This window comes from Polaribacter sp. (genome assembly GCF_965660385.1).
Taxonomy (GTDB): domain Bacteria; phylum Bacteroidota; class Bacteroidia; order Flavobacteriales; family Flavobacteriaceae; genus Polaribacter.
On the sequence record NZ_CBFHZT010000059.1, the window covers coordinates 1 to 15,184 of the forward strand.

Consider the following 15,184-nt stretch of genomic DNA (forward strand, 5'->3'; position numbering starts at 1 on the left):
TCTTCGTTTAAGAATTACTAAATCATTTGCTTCAACTAAATGCGGGTTAATATTTTTAACCTGCTTTTCGTAAGGTTCTGCTTTAATATCATCATAAATAAAAAGAGATTTATTTTTAATATCAAAATTTGCAAAGCCAACAATTACACAATGCACAGCTGCTTTACCTTTAGCTTCATTGGTCCAATTAAATGTAGTATGTGCAAAATGAATTTTTATCTTATAGTTATTGAGCATTTCGTTCCACAATATGCCAGTTTGCTCTCCCTGTGTAATTGAATTTGTAGAAACAAAACCTGTTCTAATTTTAGTATCTGCAATATATTTGGCAGCACGATAATACCAAGCAGCAACATAATCTAATACACCTGCACCTTTAACCTTGTTAAAGACTAATTTCATGTCCTCTTTTTGCTCCTTTGTTTGTAAGGATTTACCATAAAAAGGCGGGTTTCCAATAATGTAAGAAAGTTCATTTTTTGATATAACATCTTCCCATTTAATGCGTAATGAATTTCCGTGTACAATTCTAGCAGCTTTTTTTAAGGGCAAGCGAGCAAAGTATTGACCAAATTCTTCTGATACTCTCATATTCATTTGGTGGTCTATTAGCCACATGGCTACTTCTGCAATTTTACTTGCAAATTCGTCATATTCAATACCATAGAATTGGTCTACATCTAACCAAAGAATAGCAGAAACGTCTAACACTTGTTCTCCTTTTTTAAAGAGTTCTCGTAAAATATCTATTTCTAACAATCTTAATTCTCTGTAGGTAATAATTAAGAAATTACCACTACCACAAGCAGGATCAAGAAATTTTAAAGTAGATAATTTATGATGAAATTGTTTTAATTTTTTTGAACTTGATTTTACTTTTTCAAATTCTTCTTTCAACTCGTCAAGAAACAGCGGTTTAATCAGTTTAAAAATGTTTTTTTCGGAAGTGTAATGTGCGCCTAAATTTCTTCGTTCTTCTGGGTTCATTACGCTTTGAAAAAGCGAACCAAAAATTGCGGGAGATATTTTACCCCAATCTAAACAAGCAGCTTCTAATAAAATGCTTCGCATTGTAGCATTGAAAGAAGCTATTGGTAAAAACTCTTCGAATAATTTACCATTTACATAAGGAAACTGGTTTAAATGGTCGTCTAAGTTTTTAAGTCGTTTTTCTTTTGGTGTATTTAGTACTTGAAAAAACTGCGCCATTAATGCTCCTAAATCACTACCATCTTCATTAGTTTTTTGGTCTAAAAACTCTTTGAACGTATCTTTTTCAAAAATGCTTGTGTCATCAGCAAAAAGTATAAAAAGTAAACGAACTAAATACACTTCTAAATGATGGCCTTCATAACCAAACGCTTCGAGTTGGTCATGCAATTTTCCCATTAATACAGCAGCTTCTATATTTACAGGGTCTTCTTCTTTAAATGTTCTTTTTTGATAGCCTGCAATGAAGCCAAAGAGTTTTACATTTTTATACAATTCAGAAACGTGGAATTCGTGTTCTGTTTTTTCGTCGAGGTCAAACAATTTGATTTTATCAAAGTCAGAAACCAAAATGTATTTTGGTAGTTCGTGTTCTTTAAGACCAGGAAAATAGTCGGTAGCTTGTTCAAAAGCTTTGTCTAAATTTTTGCCTTTAGATTTGTGTTCAACCAGTAAAGTACCTTTCCAGAAAAGGTCTATAAATCCTTGATTTCCACTTAATTTTTTTACAGGTTCTTCAAATGTTGCAACACGTCTTCTTGATATTCCAAAAACATTAAAAAAGTCATTCCAAAAACTATCTTTTTCAGCACGTTCTTTGGTTTCTTCTGCCCATTCGTTCGAGAACTTTAACGCTCTGTCTTTAATTTCATTCCAACTTAATGCCATTTTTTTTTATTCTTTTGTTATAAAATCTTTCTTTATAAGTTTAAATTTGAAATTTTTGTTGTAAGAATGTATATTATTTGACTTTTGCAGCTGTGCTATTTTGTTGAAGGTTTTTTACATGTTTAACTTCTTAGATAAAAAAGAGTTAAGCAAAATCTCACTTAGCTTGCTTACTTATTTAAGGTCAAAAATATTTTTTTTGTTTGTTAAATGTTTTTATTTAAGTTTCTTTACACTTTCTACATCAAAATCTTCCTCTGATAATTCAGAATGAAGTCTTTTATTTTGTAAAACAGTCAAAACGTCATCAAGGGTTTCATCAGTTATTTCAATTTGTCCATTAACAAAATTAATCCCCCAGTTTTTTGCATCATTAACTATTTTAAATTTTGTTAAATAATTTTGATCTTTATAATAGCCTAAATTTTTAATTGTAGCTAACTTTCTCAGATATCTCTGATTATTGCCAACTCTATTTTTAAGAATATCGATGTTTATAAAAAGCTTTAAATCTTCTGCTTCTTCATAAAGTGTATTTGCTTTAGCAATCATCCCTTCTCTAAAGTTCAACCCTTGTTCAAATGCCCTTTTAGACAATATAAAAAGTAATTCTTTATAATATAGAAAATCAACTGTACTTGAAATGCTAAATACATTATCGGTTTCCAAATTTTTAAATGTATTATTGTCAAATAATAATGGAATTAACCCTTTAGATTTTTTGAGTTTCCAGTTTTCAGGTATTGATTTAAACCCAGCCAATTGAATACCATTGATGTTACTCAATAAAATTATATATGATTTTGCTTTTATCAAATCTTCTAAAGAATTTATCTTGTCTTCTTCGGGGTTTAGGTTAACAATGGATTCCATTATTTTATAAAAGTCAGTACTTTCGTAAGGAATACTTCTAACCAAATCTTCTTCTGGCTCTGGACAGTCAAAAGAATACTCTTCAAAACTACTAGCTTTTGCTACACGATTTAAAAGTATATTTCGGAGTCTTGCCGTAAGTTCTTCTTCGATTTCAACATATTCAATATTATAATGTGAAACACGTTTTTTTTTATATTCTTTTACAATTGCAAGTGAAACAAAAGATTCGCTTAAATCTAGGCCTTTTAGTTCGTTAAATTTTTCTTGATTCGTCATTTTTTACTTTTTCTTTTACAAGATATAAAAAGCGAGTAAGGCTTTTTATATAAAATTTTTGTCCTGTTTTTAATTCATATTTACTTAAAACTGTTATAGCTTTTGTTTTTCCATTAAATTCATAGTCAATATCATATAGCCCATAACCTGCAAATGCTAGAATTGGATTAAGAAATAAAGAACGACTTGTTATTGTCAATACCAACATTATAATTAAGAAAATTGCTAGTGATATTACATCTTCCCATTTCGACAAATCAAACCCCAAAAAGGATAGAATATATGGTATTGTATAATTTATTAAATCAACAGTGCGATTACTAACAGTCTTAATCATAACTGGCATATTACCTCTTGGCATTAATTTTATAGTTGCAAAAAGTATGAAAATACTTAATAAACTAAATCCCAACATTATATAAATAGCCAAAGGATGCTTGAGTCTATAAGTACAATCAAAATCAAAATCTTTTACAGCTAAAATTAAAAAGAGCGGTGAGTATGCACTTATAAATAGCAGTATAGATGTCCAAATCTTAGGTTTCATTAATTTTAGCAATTTCTATGTTGTGCCTGTTGCACAACTAATATCTACATGACAAGTAACATCCTTATCAGAAAAACTTCATAGATACTCAATTTTTTTAATTATAATTTTTCAAAAAAAATAAAGATAAACTAAAGATAACAAATAAAAAGGAAATACTACTTAAACTGTTGTATTTTAATTCTTCCTCCAAAAGAAAGGAGTAAACAAAATTAACACTGTAAAGAGCTCTAAACGACCAATTAATATTAAAAAAGATGCAACAAAGGTTAAATGAGAGAAATTATCTACAGGGCTAACAGAGCCAATGGCTGGACCAATATTACCTAGAGAAGAGGCTGCTGCTCCTAAAGCCGATAAAAAATCTAAACCAAAAAGGGTTAAGGTTACAGATGCCATTATAAAAATGAGCATGTAAATGATGAAAAAAGATAAGATGTTAAAGACAATGGTTTGGTTAACCGATTTACTATTATACCTCATTCGGATAATTGCATTGGGATGCAATACCTTTTTAATATTCCATAAGATTAAGAGTAATCTATATTAAATGTAAAACGCCTCAAAAAAATTGAGGCGTTTTGCAGAATAATTTTAAATCTTTTAAAATCCAGTTCCTGGGTTGGCAGGTACAGAAGCTGCTTGGGCTTTCTGTGGATTTAAAATCATATAGGTTCCTAGTGCAGTTAATGCTGCATATTTACCGTAATTACCAATTTTTTTTATGGCTTCTTTACGAGTAATTTCTTCTTTAGGGTTCTTTATAGTTTGTTTCATGTTTATTTTTATTTAAATTCTCGTATTAATTATTCTAAAGTTATTTTTTTATTTAATGAACCAGCTTCTGTAGATAGTTTTACAATGTACATTCCAGAAGCTAAGTTAGGTAAAGATACATCTTTAACTCCATTTATTGCAAATGAAGTTTTTAAAACTTGCTTGCCTAAAATATTAAATAATTCTAAACTTGTTTCTCCTTGTGTTAAACCTGCAATTCTTAAGGTTGAAGGATTAGGTTGATAAATACTTACACTTTTTAATAAATCTTCAGGAGAACTTAATACACTACTTGATTTTGTGTGTAAATAAAAGCGTCCAGTACCGTTTAAACTTTCAGTTAAAGTTACTTTATAATTAGCATTTACTCCATCTAATCTTGTAAAAGTATTTTTTTCTCTATCTTCTAAATAAACATTTATTCCAGCAGGTAAATTTACTGTTTCTGATGTAAATGTTAATTTTTTATTTCCATCAGCAATAACACCAATAGGTATGATCATATTATCATATTTTGAATCAGGTAAAGATTGCACCTGGTATTTTTTACCATCGTTACGATTTACTATAGTTGTAAACACTTCTAAAGCATTAGGAATACCCGTAAAAACTTCTCCTTCCCAGCCAACATCGTAGCCTATAGTAGCATTATTTTTATAATATAGTTTTGCAAAACGCTGATTTTTACCATCATTCATAAATAATTTTACTTGACTTATTGCTGTTTTTTGAAATGCATTTCCAGTAAGTGATTGGTTATTTTCAAAAATTTGAACTTGACTAGCTCCATTACTTTTTACGAAAAAGCCTTGAGTTGGTGCTAAAGTGAAATTTTCGCCTTTTACTTTTACTTCGTAATTGCCATTTGCTTGATTCCAAACCCAAATTCCTTGTTGGTCAAGTTGCTCATTGCCATCTAAAAATGTTTGAGTTGCTTTATAAGCTGTATATGGATTCCCTAATAAATTAAAACCAGTAGTATTTAAGCCAGTAACTGTTACATTTTCTGTATTAATGCTCCCTGTAAATGAAATTGTACCAGCAACATCTTGTTTAATTGAATAGCCTTTACCTGAAGTTGACGAAATACTTCCACTAGATTGTAAATAAGACCAATCATTGTCAGCAGGGTTATACTCACCAATACCAATATTACCATTTGTACTAGAGGTATCATCTATGTTGTTATCTTCTACAAAACTACTATCAAAAATAACTCCATTTGTAGGAGAACTCATTAAATACCAATTAGTTGTTGCCAAGGTAGTATTATAGGTTACATTGCCTGAAGCAGTACCATTAACTTTTAGAGCAGTACCAGAATTAATTGTAACCACTGCAGAGTTTGTAACTTCAAAATTATTAACTTCTAAGTTATTTGTAATACTAACTGAAGCACTAACTAAAATATTATCGCTTGAAGTAGCATTTGTATAAACATCTCTTGGTTTCCATTCCCCATCATACCTAAATTCGTTTTCTGAAGCACCAGGTGTTGCATCAGCAACATTCGTAGAACTTATTGTCCAGCTTGAAGCTTGCCATGTAGTTGATGGAGAATCCGATATACTATTACGAATAGCTCTACTATCTTCATATTCCCAACTTTGGCCTGTACCATCAACACCAATTTCACCATATACATCAAATAATGTCCCATCTGGGTATGTTCCAGAATACATTCCAAAAGGGTCATCACCATTTACAGCGAATCCACCGTTAATTTCATTAGGGCTATAACCATACAAAGTTGTAAAATTTGTTCCACTAGCAGCTATTACTAAATAGTGACCAGCAGCTAATGTACCTGTTGTTAATTCTTCTACATTAGAGCTTGTGGCAACTGGGTTACCATTTGTAAATCTAGAGATGTATATTGGAGTTATTGAGAAATCAATTGTTGACTCTCCATTATTGTAAATTTCAACAAAACGTCCATCAGCATCATCAGCTGTATCTGCAATTTCTGAAATAATCAAAGATGGTGCTGGAGGAGTATCATCATCTGTAATAGTTACTGTATGTGTACTTGTACCCAAATCTGCAGTACCTGAAGTAACACTAATATCTATAATAATTGTTTCATCATCAAAATCTGCATCATCATTAATTGTAAGAACAAGATTTTTTGTTTCGTTAGCAGTAAAACTCACTGAGTTTGTTGTAAATGTGTAGTCAGAAACTTCTGCTGAACCACCGTTAATTACACCTGTAACAGTAATTGGGGCAGTATAACTTACCATAGTAAGTGGAATGTTAAATGCAGTAGGTGTGTTGGCTTCTTGTGTTGTGCTACTTTCAGCATCAAAACCAACAGTTGGCCCTGAAATTGTAGCGTCTGTAACTGTAAATGAAGATGTCGTATATCCGTCTCCACCACCATTTTCATCAAATTCAAATCCAACTACTAATTCGTTTATCCCTGTCACATCTAGGCCACTAATTGAGTAGTTTACGGGATCTCCATTATTAGTTACTCCAATAGAGGTTTCTACTCTAGAACCTCCGTCTAATATATAAAAATAAGTAAAGTTATCGTCATTAGCACCAGAGTTTTGTGATATTGCAGAAATATCTACGGTATTAATCGAAGATACATCTATACTTTGACTTTGAAATATTCCTTGCCCTCCCCAGTCATCCGAAACGAGAGCACCATCAACAACTTTAAAAGAATTTGCTGAGCCATCTGTACTTGGTTTTGAGGTATATGATAAAGACCATTGGTTACCAGCGCTTCCAAAAGGGCCTACAGAGGCAGGAGCATCAGCTAGAGGAGATGATGTGGTGTGATCTGCAAAACCATCACCATCATTAGAAAAATCAGCGTCATAAATTTGAGCCGAAATTGAGGAAAAAGATAATGCTAGAAAAAAGAAAATAGCAATTTTTAAAATGTTTTTTTGTTTCATAATTTTTATTTTTTATTAGCTAAAAATACAAAAAATATCATCAAAAAAAACCTTAAAACCTTCCTTAACAGTAATATAATGTAATCATAAAATATAAATAATATAATTATTTTTTTCGAAAAAATAGGCTGTTAATTTTATGATATATTCAATACCAAAAATGAAGTTTACGTTAATTCTTCCTCCAAAAGAAAGGAGTAAACAAAATTAACACTGTAAACAATTCTAAACGACCAATGAGCATTAAGAAAGAGCAAAACCATTTGGCAGCATCAGATAAATGAGCAAAGTTATCTACAGGACTTACAGAACCAATTGCTGGACCAATATTACCCAAAGAGGAAGCAGCAGCACCTAAAGCTGATAAAAAATCTAAGCCAAAAAGGGTTAATGTTACAGATGCCATTATAAAAATGAGCATGTAAATGATGAAAAAAGATAAGATGTTAAAGACAATGGTTTGGTTAACCGATTTTCCATCATACCTCACTGGGATAATTGCATTGGGATGTAAGGCTTTTTTAAATTCTAAAAAACTGTTTTTTAACATAATAATATGTCTTACTACTTTAACACCACCACTAGTAGAACCTGCAGAACCTCCAGTAAAAAATAACGCAAAGAAAATTCCAGTTGCAAAGAAACTCCACATTGTAAAATCTGCAGACACAAAACCAGTTGTTGTAACTACAGATGTTACCATAAATAACGCATGCCTAATGGCATATTCTAATTCACCATAAACTTTTGGGTGTTTGATAGAGGTTTGTAAATCTGGGTCTTGAAAAAACACAATCAGTAGCACAATAATGCTTGTAATGCCTATAATACCAAACAAATAATAACGAAATTCTTCACTTTGAAAAACTTTTTGAATTTTACCTTTTAAGGCAAAATAATTTAGTACAAAGTTAGTACCAGCCACTAACATAAAAAATGTAATAATATACTGCACAAAAGGTAAATTATTATAGTAGGCTACACTTGCATTTTTTGTAGAAAAGCCTCCAGTACTAACTGTAGCCATAGCGTGGTTTATAGCGTCAAACCAAGTCATACCAGCTACTTTAAGTAAAAAGAATTCAGCAAATGTTAATACAACATAAATTAAATACAATCGTTTTGCAGTGTCTGTTATTCTTGGATGTAATTTATCTGCTGATGGTCCTGGAGCTTCTGCCATAAATAATTGCATTCCTCCAATACCTAATAAAGGTAAAATAGCTATGGTTAATACAATAATACCCATACCACCAATCCAATGTGTAGCAGACCTCCAAAAAAGGATGCCTTTTGGCATGGCTTCAATATTTGGAAGAATTGAAGATCCAGTTGTAGAATAACCAGAAATAGTTTCAAAAAAAGCATCAGAAATAGCAGGTATTGCACCAGACAATAAATAAGGTAGCATGCCTGTAATTGATAAGATTAACCATCCTAAGGTAACAATTAAATATCCTTCTTTTTTTTGAATGTTTGTGTTTTGTGGTTTATTAAAGAAGTATAATAAAAAACCAATAAAAACGGTAATAACACCAGCGTTTAAAATTCCCCAAGCTTCTTGTTCATCAGAAAAAAAACTAAAAGGAAACGCAATAAACATAAAGCAACCATTTAAAATTGCTGTGATTCCTAAAAAGCGATAAATGATTTTTAAGTTTAAAGATCCCATTTTAATCGAATAAACGCTCCACAGTTGAAATGGCTTCTGGCAAACTAAACACAATTACCTTATCACCACTTTCTATTTGCATATTACCATAGGCCATTAAAGCTTTTCCGTTTCTAATGATACCTCCAAAAATGGCTTCTCTAGGAAAACGTAAATCTCTAATAGGTGCTTTTGTAACCTTGGCATTTGGTTGTACTTCAAACTCAAATACTTCAGCATCAATATTATGCAAGTTTGCTAGTTCTAAAATTTCTCCTTTACGAATGTGTTTAAATATATTACTGGCTGCTATTAATTTTTTATTGATAAGCGATTGAATACCAATGGTTTGAGAAATATCGATATAATCCATATTTTCTACTAACGCAATTGTTTTTTTTACTCCTTTAGATTTGGCTACCAAGCAAGACATAATATTGGTTTCAGAATTACCAGTAACTGCAATAAAAGCATCCATTTCTCTAATATTTTCTTCCTCTAACAACTCTAAATCACGCCCATCACCATTAATTACTAAAGTATTTCCTAAGGTTTCAGCAAGCACTTCTGCATGCTCTCTTTTTTTCTCAATTAATTTTACTTTAAAATTATCTTTACAAAGATTTCTTGCTGTTTTTTCACCAATACCACTTCCTCCAAGAATCATAACGTTTTTAATGTTAAACTGCTTTTTACCTATAATAGGGTACAAGTCTTTCATGCTATAATTAGGTACAGAAAAATAAACTTGATCGTCAATACGATATGTTGTGTCCCCTCTTGGAATAATGGTTTGAGCCACATTTTCTCTTTTAATAGCAATGGTAATAAAATCTACCTTAGAAAATTTTTGCTTGGCTTCTTTTACTGTTAAATCTACCAAAGGAGATTTGTAAGATAAAGTAGTACCCATTACATTAAATAGCCCACTTTCAAACGCAACAGTATCATTAAAAGAAGATTGATTTAAGAGCATTTTTATTTCATTTGCTGCCAATTCTTGTGGAGAAATCATAAAATCTACACCAAACTTCGAAAAATCTACTTCACAATCATTTAAAAATTCAGGGTTATCAATTCTAGCAATAGTTTTTTTAGCACCTAAAGATTTACCAATTACAGAAATGGTAAAATTGGTGTTTTGACTATCGGTAACAGCAATTAATAAGTCTGCAGAGTCTATACCTACCTCTTTTAAAAGTTTGATAGATGTAGCATCTCCTTTTTTGGTAATAACATCTAAATGACTGTTTAAATACTCTAATTTATCACCATCAAAATCGATGATGTAAGTATCTTGAGACTCGTAAGAAAGCAGCTTAGCCAGGTGATAACCAACATCTCCTGCACCAGCTATAATAATTTTCATATTAAAAATATAGAAATAAGCTACAAAGATATAAAGAGTTTTGTTTGAAATGCAAAAAAATAACTTTTTTCATGGAGCAAATGAATTGTTAACACAGATTTAAATTGTAAATAAACCTGATAAATATCTTTTTTTTAACTGATGATAAAATTTATTTTTACGATTTTAATCTTAAAATGAAGTGTTTTGTTAATTAAATCATCATTTTTAAAATATAAATCATCAATTAGTATGCTACTTTTTATGATTGTCATTGTTTTTTCTTGTAAAAAGAAGGCAGATTATAAAGCAGTTGATACTAAAAAAAGCGTGTTTTTATCGGGAAAAGTAATACCCGATAGTCATTTTTTAGGTGATGAAAAATGTAAAGAATGTCATCAGCAAGAATTTACAGCGTGGCAAGGTTCACATCATGATAAAGCCATGCAAATAGCAGATAGAATATCTGTTTTAGCAAATTTCAATAATCAGCAGTTTACAAGTCAGGGAGTAACCTCTACTTTTTTTAGAAAAGGCAAAGACTTTTATGTAAATACAGAAGGGCCTGATGGTAAAAATCATGATTATAAGATTGTATATACGTTTGGTGTAACGCCTTTGCAACAATATATTGTACAATTTCCAGATGGGCATTATCAATGCTTACGAACAGCTTGGGATACTGAGAAAAATAAATGGTTTGATTTGTATCCCGATTTTAAAGTTGTACATTCAGAGTGGTTGCATTGGTCTAGAGGAGGTTTAAATTGGAATAATATGTGTGCAGATTGCCACTCTACCAATGTTCGTAAAAACTACGAAGTAAGTAACCATAGTTATAATACCAAATATGCTATTATTAATGTGAATTGCGAAGCGTGTCATGGTCCAGGTAACGAACATGTTGCTGAAGTTGAAAAATTAGGTAAAAAATATGTTGCCAATGGTAAGATGCAAATGACCTCTGCAACAGCACCTAAAGAGTTGGTAGACCAATGTGCACGTTGTCACATGCGTAGAGAACAGTTTTCTGAAGCATTTAATTTCGAAGGCACTTTATTAGATCATTATTTTCCGCAGTTAATTGAAGAACGTTTGTATCATGCAGATGGGCAAATTTTAGATGAAGTGTATGTATATGGTTCTTTTCTGCAAAGTAAAATGTATAAAAATGATGTTACTTGTACCAATTGTCATAATCCACATACATTAAAATTAAAGTTTGATGGTAATAAACTTTGTGCACAATGTCATGTACCCGAAAAATACGATACGCCCAAACATCATTTTCACCCACAAAATACTGAATCATCAAAATGTATCAATTGCCACATGACTGGTAAATATTATATGGGAAATGATTTTAGAAGAGATCATAGCTTTAGAGTGCCTAGACCAGATTTGAGCTTAAAATATGGAAGTCCGAATGCGTGTTCTGGTTGTCATAAAGACAAAGATGATAAATGGGCTTGGGATAGTTTTCAAAAACTTTTTGGTGAAGTAGATTCGATTCATTTTTCTGATAAATTAGCATCAGGAATTGCAAACGAACCCAATGGACATCTAAATTTAATTGCATTGATGAATGATAAACATCAACCAGAAATTATAAGAGCTTCTGCAACCAAAGTATTATCAAATTACAACCTTCAGAATTTTATAGAAGAATACATTAAAATGTTAGATGACGATTCGCCTTTAGTTAGAGGCGCAAGTGTTGATGTGTTAAGTTTAGTAAACACTGCAGATTACGCCAACTATTTTTTACCAATGTTAGAAGATTCCAAGAGAAGTATACGAATAAAAGCATTTTTTGGCTTAGGTACCTTTCCTGAAAGCGATATTCCAAGTACTTACAGAGCATCTTATGAAAAAGTAAAAAAAGAGTTTTGGACACAGATAAATGCAAACTTAGATTTTGTGGGTACAAGAATAAAAAAGGGAGATTATTATATTAAAAAAGGCGAATTAAATAATGCTATTTTTAATTATGAAAGTGCATTAGCTATTGACCCTCTTAACAATCAAATTAGAGTAAATTTAGCAACTTTGTATTATAATAATAAACAATATGAAAAAGCTGAAGAAACCTATAAAGAAATCATAAAACAAGTGCCAGAATATGGAGCTGCTTATTATTCTTTAGCTTTGTTGTATGCAGAGTTTGGTAAGGACGACAAAGCGATTGTACAACTTGAAAAAGCGATTAAAATGATGCCTGAAAATATAAGAGTATATTATAATTTAGGGTTATTATATCATAAAAAACAAAACTTAAAAAAGGCAGAAAAGAGTTTAATTTTAGGCCTTAAAAAAGAAGCTACAAATGAAAGTTTGTTATACGCATTGGCTTTTGTATACTCACAATCTAATCAAAAAGAAAAAGCGAAAAATATAGTATACAAGCTTATCGATTTATACCCAAATAACGAGCAATATCAAAGTTTCTTAAATCAGCTGTAAATTCATAGTTTTTTGTATTTTTATGCAAATTGTTGCTATGGATAAAATGACTATAAAATCATGGGCTCTAGATGATAGACCTCGAGAAAAATTATTGGCGAAAGGAAAAACAGCCTTGTCTGATGCCGAATTAATTGCTATTTTGATTGGTTCTGGCAATAGAACTGAAAGTGCAGTAGCATTAAGCAAAAGAATTTTGCAATCTGTAAATGGTAACATTAATGAATTGGCAAAGTTATCGGTATTAAAATTAATAGAATTTAAAGGTATTGGAGAAGCAAAAGCCATTTCTATTATTACTGCCTTAGAATTAGGAAAAAGAAGACAGTTAGAAGTTGCATTAGAAAAACCAATAATAACATCGAGCAAAGCTGTTTTTAATGTAATGCAACCTATGATTGGCGATTTAGAACACGAAGAGTTTTGGGTACTTTTTTTAAATAATTCTAATAAAGTACTTGCAAAAATGCAAGCAAGTAAAGGTGGTTTAACAGCAACAATTGTAGATGTCCGTTTGTTGTTTAAAAGAGCTTTAGAGTTGGCATGTGTAGGTTTAATTGTGTGTCATAATCATCCTTCAGGAAAATTACAACCCAGCAATGCAGACAAACAAATTACCCAAAAAATAAAACAAGCAGGTGTAACTTTAGATATTAAATTGTTAGACCATTTAATAATTACTCAAAAAGCGTATTTTAGCTTTGCAGATGAAGGTATACTTTAAGTTATATTATTTACAATAGTAGGTAAACTTTTAAATTTTTTTACTTTGCAACCATAACACTATGATCATAGTTTACACCCATAAAATTACACCCAGAGTTCGCTATATTTTTAAACATATTTTAGCAAGAACTTTACTAATACCGGTTTCTTTTACTACCAAAGTAGAAGAATTTGTGGCACACAATGGGCCTAAACTATCGTACACCAAAACCCCATTAGGTACTGAGTTTTTTATAAAAAGTAATGATTTGCTATTTGAGCAAGGCGTAAATGATTTAGATATAAACGTAACTAATTGGGAAGATGTACCTTGTTTTTTTGCAACCAATAAAAAGTCTGCTATTCCTTTTGATATTTTTGCGGCCAGTTTTTATTTAATTTCTCGATATGAAGAATATTTACCTCATGTAAAAGATTCTCATGGACGTTATACAGCAGCTCAGAGTTTAGCCTATAAAAAAAGATTTTTAGAAAAACCAGTAGTAGATATTTGGGCCTATAAATTCTTAAAAATATTAAAAGAAAAATTTCCAGATTACAACTATTCAACGCGCAAGTATAGTTATATTTCTACTATTGATGTTGATAATGCTTATGCATACAAACACAAAAGTTTGGTAAGAAGTGTAGGTGGTTTTTTAAATGATGTAGTTCGTTTTAAAATCTTTAATGTTTGGAATCGTTTTGCAGTTACATTTAAAATAAAGAACGACCCTTTTGATACTTTTAAAGATTTATTAAAATTTAAAGATACTTATAACGTAAAAACAATTTTTTTCTTTTTAGTAGGTGATTATACTACGTTTGACACCAATGTATCTGCATCAAAGCGACAATACAAATTACTCATTAAAGAAATGGTAGATTATGCTGCTGTTGGTTTGCATCCTTCTTATTTTTCGATGCAAAAAGCACCACTTTTAAAGAAAGAAAAAGAACGATTAGAAGGCATTACAAATACCCCAGTAAAAAGTTCTAGGCAGCATTATTTGCGTTTTAGTTTGCCAGATACTTATCAACATTTAATAGATTTAGAGATACAAGAAGACCACTCTATGGGCTATGCTAGTAACATTGGTTTTAGAGCCAGTACATGTACACCTTTTTATTTTTACGATTTAGATTTTGAAATTCAAACTCCATTAAAAGTATATCCTTTTGCAGTAATGGATACTACTTTGAATGAGTATATGGGACTAACCCCAAAACAGTCTTTAGGAAAAATAAGAGATTTAAAAAACGAAGTAAAAGCGGTTAATGGAACGTTTATAACCCTTTTTCATAATGAAACTTTAGGCGATTATTTGCGTTGGCGAGGTTGGAAACGGTTGTATGAATCCACATTAAAAATAGCGACTTCTTAACATGATAACATACGTTAAAAGAAAAAATCTTAATGTTGATAAATATGATGCCTGTATCGAAAACTCAATACAATCTAGAGTTTATGCGTTTTCTTGGTATTTAGATATTGTTGCAGACCATTGGGATGTTTTGGTTTTGGATGATTATGAGGCTGTAATGCCATTACCATGGAAAAAAAAATACGGTATAAAGTATATTATTCAACCTTATTATTGTCAGCAATTAGGGGTGTTTTCCGTTGATGAGATTACGTTAGCTACAGAACATAAATTTATAAACAGTATCCCCAAATATTTTGTTAAAATCGATTTGAATTTTAATGCAAAAAATATTTATCAACACTCAAATCAGAAAATAAACTATCT

The 15,184-nt window shown here is 30.8% G+C and carries 10 protein-coding genes and 2 pseudogenes; 4 read left to right on the forward strand and 8 right to left on the reverse strand.

Translation table 11 applies throughout. The features are described from left to right. From ACTG3V_RS13435 to trkA, 8 genes and pseudogenes are all read right to left on the reverse strand, one after another. Positions 1-1,878: DNA methyltransferase (locus ACTG3V_RS13435; protein ID WP_439132685.1), on the reverse strand; the 1,878-nt coding region annotated here is incomplete at its 3' end. A gap of 216 nt (positions 1,879-2,094) precedes the next feature. Continuing rightward, the gene (locus tag ACTG3V_RS13440; RefSeq protein ID WP_439132686.1) at positions 2,095-3,030 is read right to left on the reverse strand and encodes a Kiwa anti-phage protein KwaB-like domain-containing protein; all 936 of its coding nucleotides are present in this window, start codon (positions 3,028-3,030) and stop codon (positions 2,095-2,097) included. Beyond that, positions 3,008-3,577 carry a hypothetical protein gene (locus ACTG3V_RS13445; protein ID WP_439132687.1) on the reverse strand — a complete coding sequence of 190 codons (570 nt, stop codon included), beginning with the start codon at positions 3,575-3,577 and terminating at the stop codon, positions 3,008-3,010. The genes ACTG3V_RS13440 and ACTG3V_RS13445 overlap by 23 nt, the downstream gene beginning before the upstream one ends. A gap of 177 nt (positions 3,578-3,754) precedes the next feature. Further along, a pseudogene (locus ACTG3V_RS13450) lies at positions 3,755-4,105 on the reverse strand (potassium transporter TrkG); the annotation flags it as partial. Between the two features lie 75 nt (positions 4,106-4,180). Then, positions 4,181-4,354: a hypothetical protein gene (locus ACTG3V_RS13455; RefSeq protein ID WP_439132688.1), complete on the reverse strand. Its 174-nt coding sequence runs from the start codon at positions 4,352-4,354 to the stop codon at positions 4,181-4,183. A gap of 29 nt (positions 4,355-4,383) precedes the next feature. Continuing rightward, the gene (locus ACTG3V_RS13460; protein WP_439132689.1) at positions 4,384-7,266 is read right to left on the reverse strand and encodes a T9SS type A sorting domain-containing protein; all 2,883 of its coding nucleotides are present in this window, start codon (positions 7,264-7,266) and stop codon (positions 4,384-4,386) included. Positions 7,267-7,438: 172 nt separating this feature from the next. Then, positions 7,439-8,938, reverse strand: a complete 1,500-nt coding sequence (locus tag ACTG3V_RS13465) for a TrkH family potassium uptake protein (RefSeq protein WP_439132690.1) — start codon at positions 8,936-8,938, stop codon at positions 7,439-7,441. 1 nt (position 8,939) lies between these two features. Continuing rightward, positions 8,940-10,286, reverse strand: a complete 1,347-nt coding sequence (gene trkA / locus ACTG3V_RS13470; protein ID WP_439132691.1) for a Trk system potassium transporter TrkA — start codon at positions 10,284-10,286, stop codon at positions 8,940-8,942. Positions 10,287-10,472: 186 nt separating this feature from the next. On the opposite strand from trkA, the gene ACTG3V_RS13475 reads away from it, so the two are divergent. The 4 genes and pseudogenes from ACTG3V_RS13475 to ACTG3V_RS13490 form a co-directional block, all read left to right on the forward strand. Then, complete coding sequence (locus ACTG3V_RS13475; protein ID WP_439132692.1) at positions 10,473-12,728, forward strand: tetratricopeptide repeat protein; 2,256 nt, start codon at positions 10,473-10,475, stop codon at positions 12,726-12,728. A gap of 37 nt (positions 12,729-12,765) precedes the next feature. Next, positions 12,766-13,452 carry a RadC family protein gene (gene radC / locus ACTG3V_RS13480; RefSeq protein ID WP_439132693.1) on the forward strand — a complete coding sequence of 229 codons (687 nt, stop codon included), beginning with the start codon at positions 12,766-12,768 and terminating at the stop codon, positions 13,450-13,452. Positions 13,453-13,513: 61 nt separating this feature from the next. Next, on the forward strand, positions 13,514-14,818 hold the full coding sequence (locus tag ACTG3V_RS13485) for a polysaccharide deacetylase family protein (protein ID WP_439132694.1): 1,305 nt from the start codon (positions 13,514-13,516) through the stop codon (positions 14,816-14,818). Position 14,819: 1 nt separating this feature from the next. Then, positions 14,820-15,184: pseudogene (locus tag ACTG3V_RS13490) on the forward strand (hypothetical protein); the annotation flags it as partial.